This window comes from Amycolatopsis sp. cmx-11-32 (assembly GCF_047608695.1).
Lineage (GTDB): Bacteria > Actinomycetota > Actinomycetes > Mycobacteriales > Pseudonocardiaceae > Amycolatopsis.
This window is the reverse complement of record NZ_JADNQN010000012.1, coordinates 65,389-82,773: the sequence shown is the minus strand read 5'-3', so window position 1 is coordinate 82,773 and position 17,385 is coordinate 65,389. Positions and strand designations below refer to the sequence as shown.

Genomic DNA, 17,385 nt, shown 5'->3' with positions numbered 1-17,385 from the left:
TGCGCTCCCGCCTCGCCCTCGCGCGCGGGTTCACGGAGGATGGGCCCTGTGCACACCGAAAACCCCGTCCGCCTGCTCGTGGTGGACGACGAGCCGCATATCGCCGACCTGGTGGCCACCGTCGCCCGGTACGAGGGCTGGCAGGCCGTCACCGCCGGATCGGGTGAGGCCGCGCTCGCCAGGGCCGCCGAGTTCGGGCCCGACATCGTCGTGCTCGACCTGATGCTGCCCGGGATAGACGGGTTCACCGTGCTGGACAGGCTTCGCGAGTCCGGGACCGCGGTGCCCGTTGTCTTCCTCACCGCGAAGGACGCGACCGCGGACCGTGTCGCGGGGCTCACCCGCGGCGGCGACGACTACCTCGTCAAGCCCTTCTCCGTGGAGGAACTGATGGCGCGGCTGCGCGCCGTCCTTCGGCGCAGTGGCAGCCAGGCCAGGCCTGCCGCCCTGCTGCGGGTCGGTGACCTGACCATGAACGAGGACACCCGCGAGGTCACCCGTGACGGCGACGCCGCCGAGCTGACGCCGACCGAGTACGAACTGCTGCGCTACCTCATGCGGCGTTCGCCCTCGGTACTGACGAAGGCGCAGATCCTCGACCACGTCTGGGAGTACGACTTCGGCGGCCGGTCCAATGTGGTCGAACTCGTCATCTCGCACCTGCGCCGCAAACTCGACGCCGGCCACGAGCCGCTGATCCACACCGTGCGCGGTGTCGGCTACGTCGTCCGGCAGGCGGCGAGATGAAGATGCTGCGCCGGTGGTACGACGCCTGGCGCCGGTCGAGGCTCGGCACCCGGCTGGCGCTCGGGCTCGGCGTGCTGGCGCTGGTCGTGTTCGCCGTCGTCGGCACCGCGATGGTCGGCATCATGAAGGGCTACCTGAACGACCGGCTCGACGAACAACTCGCCAAGACCCAGATCAGCCAGGTGCCGTCGCTGCGCACCACACACGGCGGGAAACCGCAGCAGGCCTACGGCTGGTTCTCGGCGGTCTTCTCGGTGCAGAACGGCGACGCGCTGCCGCAAGCGGGTGGTTCCCTTCCGCCGGATACGAAGGCGCTCGAAAAGGTCGCCGAAGACGCCACGCGGACCGAGGTGCTGCGCACGGTCTACATCGAGGACAAGGGCACTTACCGCGTCCGGGCCTGCCCGATCGAGCGCGACCGGAACATCGTCCTGGTCAGCGCCGCGCCGCAGGCGGATCTGGACCGGACGGTGAGCCAGCTGGTGATGGTCGAGGTCGTCGCGTTCCTGCTGGCGCTGGCGGTGCTGGTGATCGCGGGACGGCTGGTGCTGCGGCGCGGGCTGCGGCCGCTGAGCGACATGGCCGGGACGGCGCACGACATCGCGTCGCACGACCTGACCACGAACGCCGATCTCCCGGTGCGCGCGCGGGCCAACGGCGGTGGCGCCGAGGTCGAGGAATTGCGGACGGCGTTCAACCTGATGCTGGCGCACCTCGATTCCTCGTTGGCCGCGCGGCGGGAGGCCAACGAACGGCTGCGGCGGTTCATCGCCGACGCCTCACACGAACTGCGCACCCCGCTGACGTCGATCCGTGGCTACGCCGAGCTTTTCCGCTACGCGGCGGCGAACGAACCCGCCGAACGCGAGGCGCATCTGTCGAAGATCCGCGAAGAGACCCAGCGGATGAGCGTGCTCGTCGACGACCTCCTGCTCCTCGCGCGCCTCGACGCGCCGGAAACCGAAGCGCCGCTGCGGCTGGTCGACGTCGACCTCGCCGAGCTGATCACCGACGCGGGGGAGGCCTTCGCCGCCGGCCGCCCGGAGCATCCGCTGACCATCGAGCCGCTACCCGAAGATGTTGTCCTGCAAGCGGATCCGGTGCGTCTGCGACAGGTGCTGGACAACCTGCTCGCCAACGCCGCGGTGCACACGCCGCCCGGAACGGCGGTGACGCTTTCGGCTTCGGTCTCGGGTTCGGATGTCCTCTTGCGGGTGAGTGACGCGGGGCCGGGGATCCCGCCGGAAGCGCGGGAACGGATCTTCGACCGGTTCTTCCGGGTCGACACCGCCCGCACGCGCGGCAACGGCGGGACCGGGCTCGGGCTTTCGGTGGTGCTCTCGCTGGTCTCCGCGCACGGCGGCACGATCGACGTCGCGAGCGCGCCGGGGACGACGACGTTCACCGTCCGGCTGCCGCGGCGACGTCCGTAGCCCTTCATGGCACCTTTCGTCCTGGCTGGGGCTGAAGGGGACTTTCCTCGCATCCGATGCGGGGAAAGCGTCCTTCGCGTGGCGAGGTTGTGGGTGTTCCGCTCCCACGTCACCGCAGCAAGGTGGGCCGACTCAGTACGGCGCCCTCGGTTCGAAGTACATGAGGCCCCTTCCTTGCGCCCTAGGTACAGGGCTCCGGCAAAGTCGCGCAATTGCCGTTCGGTGTCGCGAAAGCCACTTTCGGGACCTCTGGTGTCGCGAAAGTGGCTTTCGCGACACCAGGGGGCGGCCGCGCTTGACGTCTGAGTCACGTTTCGGTCGGGGGTGACGATTTGGGTTAGGGACCTTGATCAACGGAGGATGGGGGACACTCGACGTCCCCGATCCTCCGTTGATCAAGGTCAACTCGGTCGAGTGGGGAGGATGACACCTTTTTCAGCCAGTAGGCAAAGACAGGTCGGGCAGAAACCGAATCGCCACTCACGACCCGCTTGACCAGCTCTGCGACTCTGCCGGGACCCTGCGCCTAGGTACAAGAAAAGGGGGCCTTCAGGTACTTGGCAAAAGGCGCCTACCCGACCCGCCCCTTCACGTGGTCCGGCACGACCCACTCCGAAACCAGGTCCACCGACGGCTCCGGCTCCCCGAACACGGTCCGCACCGGCAGCACCCCCGCCCACGAGACATCGGCCGCGACCTCGTCCTCGGGATCGTCGGGACCCTCACCGCGCATCTTCACCGACGCCTCGGTGAGGTCCAGTTCCAGCACCGAAACCGACGCGAACTCCTTCGCGTTGACATCGCGCGCGTGCTCCCAGGAGCCGGGCGCGAGGTGGTCGGTCAGCACGCGCAGGCCGTGCGTCTTCCGCTCGCGGTCGGTGACCATGGCCGCCTTGCCCAGGATCACCGCGCTGCGATAGTTCATCGAGTGGTTGTTGACCGAACGCGCGTAGACGATGCCGTCGAGCAGGGTCACCGTGACGCAGACGTCGACGCCGTCGGAGTCGCGGATGCTCTTCGCCCCGGTGGATCCGTGCAGGTAGAGCGTGTTTCCGTCGCGGCCGTAGCCGGTCGGGACGACCAGCGGAACGCCGTCGCGCACGACGCCGAGATGGCAGATCAGGCCTTCGTCGAGTACCGCGTACAGCGCCGAGCGGTCGGTGAGCGCGCGGTTCTTCTTGCGGCCGAGAGTGGTCCGGTCGGTGGGAGAGAGCGGGGTGGACATGCGAGCAGTCTCACCCACGAGAGTGGCCTGTAATAACGTCCAATTCTCCTATGCTTGAGAAGGCCACTTTCTCGGGAGCGTGGAGTACAGCATGTCCGACACCGCTCTGCCCGTCAGTCTCGACCGCGATTCGCTTGTCCCGCTCGCGGTCCAGCTGGCCGACGCGTTGCGCGCCGCCGCCGGTGACGGGCATCTGCGCGGCGGCGACAGGCTGCCCTCGACCAGGGCCCTCGCGCACCGGCTCGGTGTCAGCCGCACGGTGACGTCGGCCGCGTACGAGCAGCTTCACGCGGAGGGCTGGATCGCGGGCCGTCACGGCTCCGGCACCTACGTCACCACGACACCACCGGCGGACAGGCCGTCGAAAGGACTCGCGCCGGGTGTGGCCGCCGCACCGCTCACGCTGGTCGACCTCACCCCTGGCGTTCCGTGGGCCGACGGCATTGAGAAGTCGGCCTGGCGCCGCGCGTGGCGGGCCGCCGCCGACCCGCGTCCGACCTATCGCGAGGACAGAGCCGGGCTGCCCGCCTATCGGGACGCCGTTTCCGAGCACCTGCTGCGCCACCGCGGCCTTTCCGCCGGAACCGTGCTGGCCACCGGCGGGACGACGGCGGCGGTGATCGAACTCGCGGGCGCGGTGCTCTCGCGCGGCGACCGGGTCGCGATCGAGGAGCCGGGCTACCAGCGCGCGGTACAGGCGTTCCGGCGGGCGGGGATGGAGGTCGTCGCCACCGAAGTCGACGAGGAGGGCCTGCGCCCGGACGCCGTCCCGCCCGACGTGCGCGCGGTGTACTGCTCGCCCGCGCACCAGTATCCGCTCGGCAGCCGGATGAGCGCGTCCCGCCGGGTCGAACTGGTCGAACTCGCCCGTGCCGAGGGCATGCTGGTGATCGAGGACGATTACGACGGTGAGCTGCGGTTCGACGTCGCGCCGCTGCCGCTGCTGGCCGCGCTCGCCCCCGACGTCGTCGCGCATCTCGGGACCACGAGCAAGATCCTCACCCCGGCGCTGGGCGCGGGCTGGATGGTCGCGCCGCCACAGATCGCGGCCGCGGTGCTGGAGTACCGCGAAGGGACCGGAACGCGCCCGTCGCCCGCGGGGCAGCGGGTGCTCGCCGAACTGGCGCGCCACGGCGACCTGGGGCGGCACCTGCGGCGGCTCCGGCGGGAACTTTCGGAGCGGCGGTCGCTGGTTTCGGCCGCGCTGACGTCGGCGGGGATCCCGGTGCTCGGCGACGACGCGGGCGCGCATCTGGTCGTCCCTTGTGGATCGGCTCACGAGGAAGCGGCGCGGTTGGCGGCGGCGGAACGCGCCGGGATCCGGCTCGACGGGCTGGCCCGGCACTTCGCCGGGACACCGACGGTGTTCGGGAGCCTCATCGGCTACGCGGGTTGCTCGCGGGAAGCGCTCCATTCCTCGCTCAAACCGTTGCTCGCCGTCCTCGGCGGTTGACCTCCACCTCGCTGGAGGTCATACCTTGCGATCATGAAGGTCATCAGAGTGTCCCGATTCGGCGATCCCAGCGTTCTCGAACAGGTCGAACTGCCCACCCCCGAACCCGCGGAGGGCGAGCTTCGCGTCGCGGTGGCGGCGGCCGGTGTCGGCTGGCTCGACGCCCTCATCCGGCGGGGTGACGGTCCCGCCGTGTTCGGGATCGAGCCGCCGTACGTGCCGGGTGGCGCGGTGGCGGGCACCGTCGAGGCGGTGGGCGCCGGAGTCGACGAGACCTGGCTTGGCAAGTCGGTCGTCTCCAGCGCGGCCGGCGGCTACGGCGGAGGATACGCGGATACGGTCATCGCGCTGCCGGACGACACCTTCCCGATCCCGGCGGGTCTCGATCCCCAGCAGGCGGTCGCCCTGCTCGACGACGGCAGCACCGCGCTGGCGCTGCTGGAGAAGACCCCGGTCCAGGCCGGGGAGCGGATCCTGGTTGCGCCGGGCGTCGGCGGTCTCGGCAGCCTGCTGGTGCAACTCGCGCACGCGGCGGGCGCCACCGTCGTCGCGGCGGTACGCGGTGAGGAAAAGGCGGCCATCGCGAGGAAACTCGGCGCCGAAGCCCTCGACTATTCAGCGAGCGAACGGACCACCGGCGGCGAGTTCGACGTGGTGTTCGACGGCGTCGGCGGAACCCTCGGCGCGTCGGCCGTCGCGCTGCTCGCCGACGGGGGCCGGTTCTCCGGCTACGGCATGTCCAGTGGCGCGGAGACCGTGATCGGTGCCGAAGACCGGAACCGGCTGACCATTGTGGACATGGCGCAGCTCCCGGAGTTCTGGCCCGAGACGCCGCGGCGTGTGCGGGAAGTGCTGCGGCTGGCGGCCGCCGGGACGCTGACGCCGATCATCGGCCGGACGTATCCGCTGGCGGAGGCGTCCGCCGCGCACCGCGACATCGAGGCGCGGCGGTACGTCGGGAAGGGTTTGCTCCTGCCCTGTCCGCGATCAGAAGCGCAGCGGCACCGCGGGGAGGTTGGCGGCGAGAACGTCCGAAATGGTCTGGAGCGGTCCCGTCCCCGCGGAGTCCGGCACGGTGAGCGCCGTGTAGACGGGCCGGTCCACCGCGAACCACGTCGCGGTGCCCTCGCCCTCGACCTGCAGCCACTGGACGCCGTTGATCGTCCGCAGTTGCGAGGTCTGGGTCAGCTCCGGCGGCTTGCCGAGCCCGCACCGCAGGACCACCGGGTCACCGGTGCCCCAGCCGACCGTCGCCTCGGGGGCGGGGTCGGCCAGTTTCCGCCGGACCAGGGTGTTCCCGGACGACGTGAGCTCGTGCGGGAGCGCGCCGACGAGCTTCGCGCATTCCGGGGATCCCGACTGCGGCGCCGGAACCGGGACGAGCGGGAGGGGGCCGTCGGCGGCCGGGGCGACGGAGTCCGCGCCGCGGGTCAGCCCGAAGACGGCCACGCCCGCGACGAGCAGGACCGCCAGGCAGGCGGCCGCGATCAGCAGTGGTTTCGGGGGAGCGCCGGTGTCCGTGTCAGCCACCGGACCACTACACCACCTCTTACAGATTCACCACCGGGCAGGTCAACGTACGGGTGATGCCCTCCACGTTCTGCACCTTGGCGACCACGAGCTGGCCGAGCTGATCGACGCTGTCGGCCGCGGCCTTGACGATGACGTCGTACGGGCCGGTGACATCCTCCGAACTGGTGACACCGGAGATGGTGGAGATCTCCGCGGCGACCGCGGCGGCTTTACCGACCTCGGTCTGGATGAGGATGTATGCGTGGACCACGGCGCGCCCCTTCGTAAAAGTCGGCTCAAGGTAGGAACGTTGTAGCAACGTATCGCCAGCCCCGGGAAAAACCTAGGGCTTCCGACTATCGGTGATCGACATTTGTCCGGACAAGGGAAAGTGGAGGTGACGGGTGTCACCGAAGGACAGCACGGTCGCCGGGACCGGTGAGTTCCGGCTGATCGAAGCGGTGACGTCCGGCCGGAAACAGCCGGAGACGACACTGCTCGGACCAGGGGACGACGCGGCCGTCGTGGCCACCCCCGATGGCCGGACGGTGGTCTCCACCGACGTCCTCGTGCAGGGTGTTCACTTCCGCCTCGACTGGTCCAGTGCGGAACAGGTGGGGCGCAAGGCGGTCGCGGTGAACCTGACCGACATCGCCGCGATGGGGGCGCGCCCGACGTCCGTCCTGATGGGATTCGCCTGTCCACCGGACACCGAGACGTCGCTCGTCACCGAACTCACGCAGGGCATGTGGGCCGAAGCCGACCGCGCCGGCGTCGGGATCGTCGGCGGCGACATGGTGCGTGCCGATCAGATCGTGATCAGTGTCACCGCCTTGGGTGACCTCGGCGGTCGTGAACCGGTGAAGCGCTCCGGCGCCCGCCCCGGCGACGTCGTCGCGGTCTGCGGACGGCTCGGCTGGGCGGCCGCCGGGCTCGCCGTGCTCGGCCGAGGTTTCCGCTCACCGGTCAGCGTGGTCAACGCGCAGCGCTGCCCCGAACCGGACTACGAGGCGGGCGTCCGCGCGGCCGACGGCGGCGCGACGTCGATGATCGACGTGTCCGATGGGCTCCTGTCCGACCTCGGCCACCTCGCCTCGGCTTCCGGCGTGGGGATCGACGTGCGGACGGCGGATCTCGACGTGTCGAGCAGGCTGACCGAAGTCGGTACCGCGCTCGGCGCCGACCCGCTGAAGTGGGTGCTCACCGGCGGCGAGGACCACGCGTTCGCGGCCACCTTCCCCGCCTTCGCCGACCTGCCGGAGGGCTGGGCCGAGATCGGCGTGGTGACCATGCCCGATTCAGGGGTGACGGTGGACGGAAAGCAGTACGGACACAGCGGCGGCTGGGAGCACTGGCGCTAGGCGCGGGTCAGCGTGCGGCCCACCAGGTCGACTGGGCGGTGAGGGTGACCGGCCGCCTGGCCAGGGAGCCGAGCATCACCGCCCGTCCGACGCCGCGAGAGCGGAAGGCCTGCGGAGTGCCGACCCAGTAATGGCTGCCGAAGCCGTTCTAGACGGCCGTGACGCACGCCCCGGCGACTTCGCCGTCGAGTCGCGCGACGAACACCTCGACCGCCGGATGTCCGAGCAGAGCCGTGGGGAACACCTCACGCGCGCGGTAGGGCTCGAAGCCCGTGATCACCGCGCGTTCGGCCGCCCGCAGGTCCGTCTCCGCGTACCCCCGGACTACCTCCATCGCGGGTTCGGCGGTGAGGTCGGGCTCCTGGATCAGGACACGCAGTCCCGGGCGCTCGTCACCGGCGACGGCGAGGAAACCGCGACGGCGGATCACCTCGTGGCCGCGGGACCGGCCGGTCGCGGCCCGGAACGCGGCGGGGGGTTGCGGGCCTGGCGCAGTGGCGCCCCGGCTTCGGTCGACATGACCGGAACCCCAGGTGCGGAACGGCTTCGGCGACAGTGCCGATCACGCGGCGTCCGTATGGGCCGATCCCGGACGGCACGAGCTTTCCCCGCGGCACGGCTGCTCGCTAATCTCGCGCTCATGGACCTTCGTGTGCTGCCCTATGACCACCCCGACGCGGTGAAGCTGCTGGCCGAAGCCCAGCTCGAGCTGGCCGCCCGGTACGGCAGCGAAGACGCGACGCCGATGGATCCGGCCCAGTTCGCCTCGCCGCGGGGACTGTTCTTGGCCGCGTACCTCGATGACGCCCCGGTCGCGTGCGGCGCCTGGCGGTCGCATGACGGGCCCGACCCCTTGCTGCCCGGCGACGCCGAGATCAAGCGCATGTTCGTGCTGGCCTCGGCACGGGGGCGAGGGATCGCGCGGGCGATCCTCGCCGGCCTGGAGCGGACTGCCACCGAGGCCGGACGGCTGCGCATGGTGCTCGAGACAGGTGACAAGCAGCCGGAGGCCATCGCGCTGTACAGGTCGGCGGGTTACCGGGAGATACCGAGTTTCGGGTACTACAAGGACGAACCGGAGAACATCTGCTTCGGCAAGGCGCTGGTCTAGGAGAACGCAAGCCGGTCTACGCACTGGGCGACCTCGAACCCTCGATCCACCCGGCCGCCTACGTCCACCCCGACGCGACGGTGATCGGCGACGTCCGGATCGCGGCGTTCGCTTCGGTGTGGCCGTAGACGGTGTTGCGGGGCGACCACGGACACATCGAGATCGGCGAGGGCTGCCTGATCGCGTCGGGATCGGTGGTGCCGAACGGAACTGTCGTCGAGGACGGCGGGAATGGTCGTCGACGGGTATGTCGAGCGTGCGGCCCGGTTCCGGGTCGAATTCCGGCGGCTGGACCAGCGTCTTCCCCCTCCAATCACGCGAGATCGCCGTCTAAGCACGCGAGTTCGCTCTCCGATCACGCGAAACCCGTGGAGTAGAGCGCACTCGCTGGTGACCGGCGTCTCAACGCGGGCGGAAGAACCGGCCCCGACCGGCCTGGGTAAGCTCGCTCGCCGTGACCGCACGACGGCTGCAGGACATCGTCGAAGCAGGCTGGGCGCAAGCCCTCGAACCGGTGGCGCCTCAGGTCGCCGCGATGGGAGAGTTCCTCCGCGCGGAGATCGGCGCGGGCCGGACCTACCTCCCGGCCGGGGAACATGTGCTGCGGGCCTTCCAGCAGCCGTTCCACGACGTCCGGGTGCTGATCGTCGGCCAGGACCCGTACCCGACGCCCGGGCACGCCGTCGGGCTGAGCTTCTCGGTGGCGCCGGACACCCGGCCGATCCCGAAGAGCCTGATCAACATCTACAAGGAGTATTGCGAGGACCTCGGGCATCCGTTGCCGTCGAACGGCGACCTGACGCCGTGGGCCGACCAGGGTGTCCTGTTGCTCAACAGGGCGCTGACGGTGCAGCCGGGCAAGTCGAACTCGCACCAGGGCAAAGGCTGGGAGGACGTCACCGAGCAGGCCATCAAGGCCCTCGCGGCGCGGGACGAGCCGATGGTGGCGATCCTGTGGGGCCGCAACGCGCGGAACCTGAAGCCGATGCTGGGGAAGGTGCCGTGCATCGAGTCGGCCCACCCGAGCCCGCTTTCGGCGCACGCCGGGTTCTTCGGCTCGCGTCCCTTCAGCCGGGCGAACCAGCTGCTCGCCGACCAGGGCGCCGGTCCCGTGGACTGGAAGCTCCCCTGACCGACCCCCCGCAAGTAGTCCTCTAGTTGCGGTACTTGCACGCGCAACTACCGCAACCAGAGGACTAAACGGGCATAAAAAATGGCGGGTGCTCCGAAGAGCACCCGCCATTCCCCAAAACCCCGGCTCAGCCGCGAACGACCTTGCCCGCCTTGATGCACGAGGTGCAGGCGTTCAGGCGCTTGCGCTGGGACAGACCGATCTTGGCGTGAACGGTCTGGATGTTCGGGTTCCACCGGCGGTTGGTACGCCGGTGGGAGTGCGAGACCGACTTGCCAAAGCCCGGTCCCTTGCCACAGACGTCGCACACGGCAGCCACGTCGAACTCCTCTGGATATGGGACGAAAGAATGGTGCCCAGCACGCTGGGCAACTCGACCATAGTAACCAGTGGCTCAGAGCCCTCCGGCACCGGGTCGATACCCTCGCTGGAACAGCGAGGAGGTTACGGCGTGCGGGTGCTGGACGTGGCGGCGGTGTCGGCTTGGTCGGCGGCCTGTGTGCACAGCCTGTCGGTGCTGCGGCCGGTGATCGACGGCATCAACGTCTACCCGGTCGCCGACTCCGACACCGGCTCCAACCTGCTGTTCACCATGACCGCGGCCCGCGACGCGCTGGCGGAGGCCGAGCCGAGGACCGCCGCCGAGGCGCTGGCGGTCTTCGCCAGGGGCGCGGTCGCCGCGGCCAAGGGCAACTCCGGCGTGATCATGTCGCAGGTCGTGCGCGGGATCGCCGAGTCGGCGGCGGCCAGGGAGATCGACGGACCTGGGCTCGCGGAGGCGCTCGGGTGCGCGGACAGGGCCGCCACGGGTGCGGTGAGCCGTCCGGTCGCCGGGACCATCCTGACCGTCCTCCACACCGTCGCCGCGACCGTCCGCGACGCGACCGGGTCACTCGAAGAGGTGGCCGCCTCGGCGGCGAGTGTCGCCGCCGAGGCTCTGGAGGAGACCCCCAAACAGCTGCCCGTGCTGGCCGTGGCCGGGGTGGTCGACGCGGGTGCCCGCGGCCTGGTCGCGGTCCTCGACGCCCTTTCCGGCGTGCTCTCCGGCGGCGTCACCGAGCCGGCACACCCGCTCGAGGCGCATCACCACCACACGATCGAGGCACCGACGGCGTGGGAGGTCATGTACCTGCTCGACGGCGTCGAAGAGGAAAGCCTCCCCGCGCTGCGCAAAACCCTCAGCGGGCTCGGCGACAGCGTCACCGTGGCGGGTGACGGCGCGGGAAGCTTCGCCGTCCACGTGCACTGCGCGGACATCGGCGCGGCGCTGGAGGCCGGGATCGAGCTGGGCCGCCCCCGGAAAGTTCGGGTCGAACCGCTGATCACGCCCACGCCGGTCGAGGTCGGCGGCGGTATCGACCGCTCGGTGGTCGCCGTGGTCCACGGCGGGCAGCTGGCCGAACTGCTGCGGGCCGAGGGTGTCGCGGTGCTGTCCGTGCCGCCGGGGGGCTCGCCGACGGTCGAAGAGATGCTGGGCCTGATCAACGAGGCCGCCGGGCACCACGTCACCGTCCTCCCCGGCGGCCAGCGGCTGACGGCGGCCGCCGACGCGGCGGCGGGCCACGCGATGGCCGCGGACCGCGACGTCGTCGTCATCCCGTGCGTCTCCCCCGTTCAGGTGCTGGCCGCGCTGGCCGTGCACGACCCGGACCGCCGCACCAACGACGACGTCGTCGCGATGGCGGAAGCGGCCGCCGCCACCAGGCGTGGTGAGCTGCGGATCGCGCAGGAGGAGTCGCTAACCTGGGTGGGCAGGGCGCAGGCCGGCGACGTCGTCGGCCTCGTGGACGGCGAGGTCGTGCTGATCGAGCCCGCGCCCGCCTCGGAGACGAACCTGGTCGCGGCCGCGGTCAGCGTGCTGAACCGGATGCTGGCCCTCGGCGGCGAGCTGGTCACCGTGCTGACCGGTGTCGACGTGCCGGTCCGGCTGCCCGGCGAGGTCGCCGATCAGCTCCGCCTGGAACATCCCGAGATCGAGTTGACGAGTTACGCCGGCGGCCAGCCCGACGCCGTGCTGCTGATGGGGGTGGAGTGACCGCATGACGAACCTGCGCGCGGACCTGAAGCTGGTCGTGGGCGCGGCGACGGCGAAGGCACTCGCCAAGGGCCTCAAGATCGAGACGGTCAGCGACCTGCTGCGCCACTACCCTCGCCGCTACGCCGAACGCGGCCAGCTCACCGACATCGCCGGGCTTGAACTCGGTGAGCACGCGACCGTGATGGCGCGGATCGAGCGGGTCAACAAGCGCCGGATGAAGGCCCGCAACGGCACGCTGCTCGAAATGGTGATCACCGACGGCAAACGCCGCCTGCAGTGCACCTTTTTCAACCAGGCCTGGCGCGAAAAGGACCTCGTGCCCGGCAAGAACGGACTCTTCGCGGGCAAGGTCACCGCCTTCCGTGACGTCCTGCAGCTGGCGAACCCCGAGTACGAGCTGTTCGAAGCCGACCGGGAAGCCGAGGCGCTGGACGACTTCCTCGCCGAGATCATCCCGGTCTACCCGGCGGCCCAGGGGATCCCGACCTGGGTGATCGCCAAGAGCGTGCGGCAGGTGCTGGACGTGCTGGAGGTCGACGAGGACCCGATGCCGACCGAACTGCTCGCCCGGTACGGCCTGCCGGACCTCGAAAGCGCGCTGCGTGGCATCCACCGCCCGTCGGGCTGGGACGCGCTGAACTCCGCGCGCCGCAGGCTCAAATGGGACGAAGCCATGGCGGTGCAGCTGATCTTCGCGCAGCGACGGCATTCCCTGGTCTCCCGGCCCGCGAAAGCCTGCCCGCACACCGAGGGCGGCATCCTCGACGCCTTCGACAAGCGGCTCCCGTTCGCGCTGACCTCGGGCCAGCAGGAGATCGGCGAGGAGATCTCCCGGGATCTGTCCACCGAGCACCCGATGAACCGGCTGCTGCAGGGCGAGGTCGGTTCCGGCAAGACCGTGGTGGCGCTGCGCGCGATGTTGCAGGTAGTCGATTCCGGGCGGCAGGCGGCGATGCTGGCGCCCACCGAGGTCCTCGCCGCGCAGCACGCGAGGTCGTTGCGCGAGATGCTCGGCGACCTCGGGCAGGCCGGTGAACTCGGCGGCGCGGACAACGCGACCCGGGTGACCCTGCTGACCGGTTCGATGGGTGCCAAGGAACGCAAGAAGGCGTTGCTGGAGACGGTCAGCGGCGAGGCCGGGATCATCGTCGGCACCCACGCGCTGATCCAGGACACGGTGTCCTTCGCCGACCTCGGCCTGGCCGTGGTCGACGAACAGCACCGCTTCGGGGTGGAGCAGCGGGACGCGCTGCGCTCCCGCGGCTCCGACGAGACCAGCCCGCACGTGCTCGTCATGACGGCGACGCCCATCCCGCGTACGGTCGCGATGACCGTCTACGGCGACCTGGAGATCTCCGCCCTGCGCGTGATGCCGGTCGGCCGGTCGCCGATCGCGACCTCGGTCGTGCCGGTCGCGGAGCGGCCCGCGTGGCTGGACAGGGCGTGGCAGCGGGTCCGCGAGGAATGCGGCAAGGGGCACCAGGCCTACATCGTCTGCCCGCGCATCGGCGACGAACCGGCGTCGGACAAGGGCGACAAGCGGCCGGCGCTCGCGGTACTCGAGGTGGCACCCGAGCTGGCCGAAGGACCGTTGAAGGGGTTGAAGATCGGGGTCCTGCACGGCCGGATGCACGCCGACGACAAGGACGCCGTGATGCGGGCGTTCGCCAAGGGTGACCTGGACGTGCTCGTCGCGACCACGGTGATCGAGGTCGGTGTGAACGTGCCGAACGCGACCGCGATGGTGATCATGGACGCCGACCGGTTCGGCATCAGCCAGCTGCACCAGCTGCGTGGCCGGGTCGGCCGGGGCAGTGTGCCGGGGCTGTGCCTGCTGGTCACCGAGACCCTGGACGGGACGATCACTCGCGAGCGGCTCGCCGCCGTCGAGTCCACGACGGACGGTTTCGAACTGTCCAGAATGGACCTGGAACTGCGCCGCGAGGGCGACATCCTCGGTGCCGCGCAGTCGGGCAAGAAGTCGACCCTGAAACTGCTGTCGCTCCTGCAGGACGAGGACGTCATCGCCGAGGCGAGGGCTCGCGCGTTGGAAATCGTCGAGAAGGATCCGGCTTTGGGGAATTACCTGGGGCTCGCGCATATGATCGCCGACGTCGTCGATGAAGATCGTGTGGAGTATCTGGAAAAAAGCTGACGTGAACATCTCTGCCCGATCGGACCTTGTAGCCGGACGGGCCAAGGGCTTTCCTTGTTCTGCACAGCCTCGTTCTGTGCGCGCGAGGGAGGCTGGGGATGACGTCAGCGGTGCGGGTTCAGCTCGGTGAGGACGGGGCCGACGCCGAGCGGGTCGATCAGCTCGCCGGGTACCTCCGAAGCGAACTGATCGATCGCGGGGTCGCCGAGGTCAAGGCGCTGCCCGCCGGTCCGGCGCCGCTCGGCTCGCGCGCCTTCGATGTCGCGACGGTGGGCGGACTGCTGGTCACGCTGGGACAGTCCGCCGAGGGTCTGCGCTCGGTCGTCACGGCCGTGCGGGAATGGCTTTCGCGCGGCGGCCGGGTCAAACGCACGGTCCGGCTGGAGATCGACGGCGACGTGCTGGAGCTGTCCGAAGCGAGCCTCACCGACCAGGACAAGCTTGTCGACCTCTTCGTGAGCAGGCATTCGGCGTCATGACCGGCGAGCGGCGGGCCTTGATCATCGCCAACGGGGAGTACGACAACCCCGGGCTGAGCGCGCTTCGGTCCCCGGCGGCCGACGCCGAAGCGCTCGCCGAGGTCCTCGCCGACCGCGACATCAGCGAGTTCGACGTCCAGGTGGTGCGCGACGAGACCGCGCACGTGATCGCGAGCCGGGTCGAGGACCTGTTCGCCGACAGCGCGCCGGACGACGTCCTGCTGGTGCATTTCTCTTGTCACGGCTTGAAAAGCGAGTCCGGTGAGCTGTTCTTCGCCGCGCGCAACACCCGGCCGGAGCGGCTGGCGTCGAGTGCCGTTCCCGCCGACTTCGTCCAGCGCTGTATGCGGATGAGCCGGTCACGGAGCATCGTTCTCCTGCTGGATTGCTGCTACGGCGGCGCATTCAGCCAAGGGGTCGCGGTACGCGCCTCCGGTGAGGCCAACGTGCTCGACGCGTTCCCCGGCGGCGGTTTCGGCGGCCGTGGCCGTGCGGTGATCACCGCGTCGAACTCCATCGAGTACGCCTTCGAGGGTGATCACCTCGCCGACGACCACGTCCGGCCGTCGGTGTTCACCTCGGCACTGGTCGACGGTCTCCGGACGGGCGACGCGGACCGTGACGAAGACGGCTGGATCGCGCTCGGCGAGCTCTACGACTACCTGTTCGACAGTGTCCGCGAGCGGAACCCGAACCAGACGCCCAGCCGCGACATCGAGATGCAGGGCGAGCTGTATCTGGCCAGGAGCAGGCGCCGCCGGATCAAACCGGCCCCGGTCCCCGCCGATCTGCGCGCGGCGAGCGAGGATCCGAACATGTTCACCCGCCTCGGCGCGGTGACGGAACTCCAGCGGCGGCTGGCGAGCGACAACCTCTCCGTCGCCATCGGAGCCCACGAAGTCCTCACCACGATGGCGCAGACCGACATCCAGCACCTCGCCGAGGCCGCCGATCTCGCCCGCCGGGAAGCACGGGTGCGCGCCGAGTCCGACGTGGTGCGCTTCGGTGAAGTCGTCCGAGGATCGCGTCCGGTGGCGAGGATCCGGCTGGAGGGACCGCCGATCGCGCGGGCCTGCCGGTTCGCGTCGTCGCATGCCTGGCTGCAGGTGACCGAAGTCGCCGGCGGAGCCGACATTTCACTGGATCTACTGGAGATCGGGGCGTTCGACGGGCAAATCACCGTGACCGGGCCGACCGGGGAACTGGTGGTGCGGGTCGAGGGGCAGCTCGTCCAGGAACCGGCGACGCGTCCGGCACCCGCGCCGGAACCTGAACCAGCGCCGGTTCCCGTTCTCCCGCCGCCGCCCGAACCCGTGCGGCAGGCCGGATCCGTGGTTCCACGGGCCAAGGCCGATCCGTTCACCCGCGTGGCAGGCGGGTTCGCGATCGTGGCCGCGATCTACCTGGTGGTCATCGCGTCCACACTCGGTGGCAGCATGGAGGATTTCTTCGAGGACGGTGGCTGGACCGTGATCCCGCTCGTCGTGCTCGCTCTCGGTGTGGCGGTCGCGATGCTCGCCCCGAAGACGCGCCGGATGATCGGTCCGGGATCGCTGTGCGGGCTGGCGCTGCTCACGGCGACCCCGTCCGGCTCGGCCGTCTTCGTGCTCGCCGACGGGTGCCTGCTCATCGCCGCCATCTGCGCCTTGGTCGCGCTGCGGCGTGACCGGAGTTTCCGGCTCGGACTGGGCAAACCTCGTGACAATTTCGCCGTGACCGCCATCGTTCTCGCCGTCGTCACCATGGCCGGGCTGGCGATCCAGGCGGGCGAGCTGATCGGCTACTCGTCGAGTCGCGCCGACGAGGCCGCGAGCTACCTCATGGTCTCGGTGGTTCTCCTGCTCGGGACGGTGCTCGGCGCGCTTCTGCGGCCGGCGGCGTTCGGGACCGCCTTCCTCGGCGGTGTTGCCGGGGGCGGCCTCGTCATGGTGTGCGTGCTGTCCTACGCGCTCCCGAGCAGTTCGTCCGTGACCGGTGCGGGCTGGTGGACCGCACTGGGGGCGGTGCTGGCGCTCGCCGTCGTCACCGGCTTCGCCGCGTTCAGAAAGCCGGCGAAGGCCTAACGGGATCGCGGTCCGTGAAGGACTCCTTGAGGGACCGAGAGTCCCTCAAGGAGTCCTTCACGGACCCGGCACAAAAGCGCCTTCCCGCGCCGCCACCGCCACCGCCCGTGCCGTGACCCGGGCGTCCGCCACCGTGACACCCTCCCGCGACAAGAACAGCCGGTAGAACAGCGGTCCGCACACCGCCCGGATCATCTCGTCGCCATCCGTGCCGGGAGGGACCTCGCCCCGCGCGACGGCCCGCTCCGCGATCGGCGCCATCCGCACATGCCGGTCCTGATAGAAATCGTGGAGTGCCTCGGCCGCCTGCGGCGACTGGAAGGCCGCCAGTACCGACGCCGTCGGCAGTTCCTTCAGCGCCGGCTCGGTGAAGTATCGCACCACCTCGGCCGCCACCCCGTACAGATCGTCCTCGAGAGATCCGGTGTCGGGCGCCTTCCAGTCATCCTCCGCGCCCATCTGCAGCGCGGCGGCGACGAGGCCGTCCGATGACGTCCACCGCCGGTACACCGTCGTCTTGTGCACGCCGGACCGCTCGGCGACCGCGTCCACGGTCAGTTCGCTGAAGCCGCGTTCGGCCAGCAGTTCGAGGGTGGCGTGCAGAACGGCCTGGCGCGTGCGTTCGGTCCGGCCACCGGGCCGCTGGGTACCGGAGGTTGCCAATTGCTACTCCTGT

Annotated in this window: 16 protein-coding genes and 2 pseudogenes; 12 read left to right on the top strand and 6 right to left on the bottom strand. The window is 70.2% G+C overall.

The genetic code is table 11. From position 1 onward, the window contains the following. The first annotated feature begins 48 nt into the window (after nucleotides 1–48). Both ACM6LR_RS29990 and ACM6LR_RS29985 read left to right on the top strand, forming a co-directional pair. Nucleotides 49–747, top strand: a complete 699-nt coding sequence (locus tag ACM6LR_RS29990; RefSeq protein WP_414945009.1) for a response regulator transcription factor — start codon at nucleotides 49–51, stop codon at nucleotides 745–747. After that, nucleotides 744–2,180 carry a sensor histidine kinase gene (locus ACM6LR_RS29985; protein ID WP_414945008.1) on the top strand — a complete coding sequence of 479 codons (1,437 nt, stop codon included), beginning with the start codon at nucleotides 744–746 and terminating at the stop codon, nucleotides 2,178–2,180. Before ACM6LR_RS29990 ends, ACM6LR_RS29985 begins: the two co-directional genes overlap by 4 nt. 571 nt (nucleotides 2,181–2,751) lie before the next feature. Here ACM6LR_RS29985 and ACM6LR_RS29980 read toward each other — a convergent pair. Further along, the gene (locus ACM6LR_RS29980) at nucleotides 2,752–3,405 is read right to left on the bottom strand and encodes a pyridoxamine 5'-phosphate oxidase family protein (RefSeq protein ID WP_414942082.1); all 654 of its coding nucleotides are present in this window, start codon (nucleotides 3,403–3,405) and stop codon (nucleotides 2,752–2,754) included. A gap of 91 nt (nucleotides 3,406–3,496) precedes the next feature. On the opposite strand from ACM6LR_RS29980, the gene ACM6LR_RS29975 reads away from it, so the two are divergent. Continuing rightward, nucleotides 3,497–4,858: a PLP-dependent aminotransferase family protein gene (locus ACM6LR_RS29975; protein ID WP_414945007.1), complete on the top strand. Its 1,362-nt coding sequence runs from the start codon at nucleotides 3,497–3,499 to the stop codon at nucleotides 4,856–4,858. 33 nt (nucleotides 4,859–4,891) lie between these two features. Then, nucleotides 4,892–5,809 (top strand): annotated as a pseudogene (locus ACM6LR_RS29970) (zinc-binding dehydrogenase); the annotation flags it as partial. 36 nt (nucleotides 5,810–5,845) lie between these two features. Here the strand turns inward: ACM6LR_RS29970 and ACM6LR_RS29965 are convergent. Both ACM6LR_RS29965 and ACM6LR_RS29960 read right to left on the bottom strand, forming a co-directional pair. Further along, complete coding sequence (locus ACM6LR_RS29965; RefSeq protein ID WP_414942085.1) at nucleotides 5,846–6,388, bottom strand: DUF3515 domain-containing protein; 543 nt, start codon at nucleotides 6,386–6,388, stop codon at nucleotides 5,846–5,848. A gap of 19 nt (nucleotides 6,389–6,407) precedes the next feature. After that, nucleotides 6,408–6,641, bottom strand: coding sequence for an Lrp/AsnC family transcriptional regulator (locus ACM6LR_RS29960; protein WP_414942086.1), 234 nt, complete (start codon nucleotides 6,639–6,641; stop codon nucleotides 6,408–6,410). A 133-nt stretch (nucleotides 6,642–6,774) separates the two neighbouring features. On the opposite strand from ACM6LR_RS29960, the gene ACM6LR_RS29955 reads away from it, so the two are divergent. After that, entirely contained in the window at nucleotides 6,775–7,731 is a 957-nt protein-coding gene (locus ACM6LR_RS29955) for a thiamine-phosphate kinase (protein ID WP_414942087.1), read from the top strand. Nucleotides 7,732–7,879: 148 nt separating this feature from the next. Here the strand turns inward: ACM6LR_RS29955 and ACM6LR_RS29950 are convergent, their stop codons facing one another. Continuing rightward, a complete protein-coding gene (locus ACM6LR_RS29950; RefSeq protein ID WP_414942088.1) occupies nucleotides 7,880–8,161 on the bottom strand; it encodes a hypothetical protein in 282 nt (93 codons plus the stop codon). 210 nt (nucleotides 8,162–8,371) lie between these two features. Here ACM6LR_RS29950 and ACM6LR_RS29945 point away from each other — a divergent pair, with 210 nt between their 5' ends. From ACM6LR_RS29945 to ACM6LR_RS29935, 3 genes and pseudogenes are all read left to right on the top strand, one after another. Continuing rightward, the gene (locus ACM6LR_RS29945; protein WP_414942089.1) at nucleotides 8,372–8,842 is read left to right on the top strand and encodes a GNAT family N-acetyltransferase; all 471 of its coding nucleotides are present in this window, start codon (nucleotides 8,372–8,374) and stop codon (nucleotides 8,840–8,842) included. After that, nucleotides 8,818–9,136 (top strand): annotated as a pseudogene (locus tag ACM6LR_RS29940) (gamma carbonic anhydrase family protein); the annotation flags it as partial. The gene ACM6LR_RS29945 and the pseudogene ACM6LR_RS29940, both read left to right, overlap by 25 nt. Nucleotides 9,137–9,296: 160 nt before the next feature. After that, complete coding sequence (locus tag ACM6LR_RS29935) at nucleotides 9,297–9,974, top strand: uracil-DNA glycosylase (RefSeq protein WP_414945006.1); 678 nt, start codon at nucleotides 9,297–9,299, stop codon at nucleotides 9,972–9,974. A gap of 127 nt (nucleotides 9,975–10,101) precedes the next feature. Here the strand turns inward: ACM6LR_RS29935 and rpmB are convergent, their stop codons facing one another. Further along, nucleotides 10,102–10,293: a 50S ribosomal protein L28 gene (rpmB, locus tag ACM6LR_RS29930; protein ID WP_007031450.1), complete on the bottom strand. Its 192-nt coding sequence runs from the start codon at nucleotides 10,291–10,293 to the stop codon at nucleotides 10,102–10,104. A gap of 132 nt (nucleotides 10,294–10,425) precedes the next feature. Between rpmB and ACM6LR_RS29925 the strand changes: the two genes are divergently transcribed. The 4 genes from ACM6LR_RS29925 to ACM6LR_RS29910 all read left to right on the top strand — a co-directional run bounded on the left by ACM6LR_RS29925 (nucleotide 10,426) and on the right by ACM6LR_RS29910 (nucleotide 16,709). Then, entirely contained in the window at nucleotides 10,426–12,009 is a 1,584-nt protein-coding gene (locus ACM6LR_RS29925) for a DAK2 domain-containing protein (RefSeq protein ID WP_414942091.1), read from the top strand. 4 nt (nucleotides 12,010–12,013) lie between these two features. Beyond that, on the top strand, nucleotides 12,014–14,167 hold the full coding sequence (gene recG, locus ACM6LR_RS29920) for an ATP-dependent DNA helicase RecG (RefSeq protein WP_414945005.1): 2,154 nt from the start codon (nucleotides 12,014–12,016) through the stop codon (nucleotides 14,165–14,167). A gap of 98 nt (nucleotides 14,168–14,265) precedes the next feature. Next, on the top strand, nucleotides 14,266–14,646 hold the full coding sequence (locus ACM6LR_RS29915) for a hypothetical protein (protein ID WP_414942093.1): 381 nt from the start codon (nucleotides 14,266–14,268) through the stop codon (nucleotides 14,644–14,646). Next, nucleotides 14,643–16,709, top strand: a complete 2,067-nt coding sequence (locus tag ACM6LR_RS29910; RefSeq protein WP_414945004.1) for a caspase, EACC1-associated type — start codon at nucleotides 14,643–14,645, stop codon at nucleotides 16,707–16,709. Before ACM6LR_RS29915 ends, ACM6LR_RS29910 begins: the two co-directional genes overlap by 4 nt. 57 nt (nucleotides 16,710–16,766) lie before the next feature. On the opposite strand, the gene ACM6LR_RS29905 is transcribed toward ACM6LR_RS29910, so the two are convergent. Continuing rightward, on the bottom strand, nucleotides 16,767–17,372 hold the full coding sequence (locus ACM6LR_RS29905; RefSeq protein WP_414942095.1) for a TetR/AcrR family transcriptional regulator: 606 nt from the start codon (nucleotides 17,370–17,372) through the stop codon (nucleotides 16,767–16,769). Nucleotides 17,373–17,385: the final 13 nt, after the last annotated feature.

Excerpts from the sequence above, each read along its gene's own strand:
- ACM6LR_RS29915 (WP_414942093.1), top strand. The coding sequence starts at position 14,266 with ATGACGTCAGCGGTGCGGGTTCAGCTCGGTGAGGACGGGGCCGACGCC.
- ACM6LR_RS29910 (WP_414945004.1), top strand. The coding sequence starts at position 14,643 with ATGACCGGCGAGCGGCGGGCCTTGATCATCGCCAACGGGGAGTACGAC.
- ACM6LR_RS29980 (WP_414942082.1), bottom strand. The coding sequence starts at position 3,405 with ATGTCCACCCCGCTCTCTCCCACCGACCGGACCACTCTCGGCCGCAAG.
- ACM6LR_RS29945 (WP_414942089.1), top strand. The coding sequence starts at position 8,372 with ATGGACCTTCGTGTGCTGCCCTATGACCACCCCGACGCGGTGAAGCTG.
- recG (WP_414945005.1), top strand. The coding sequence starts at position 12,014 with ATGACGAACCTGCGCGCGGACCTGAAGCTGGTCGTGGGCGCGGCGACG.
- ACM6LR_RS29985 (WP_414945008.1), top strand. The coding sequence starts at position 744 with ATGAAGATGCTGCGCCGGTGGTACGACGCCTGGCGCCGGTCGAGGCTC.
- ACM6LR_RS29975 (WP_414945007.1), top strand. The coding sequence starts at position 3,497 with ATGTCCGACACCGCTCTGCCCGTCAGTCTCGACCGCGATTCGCTTGTC.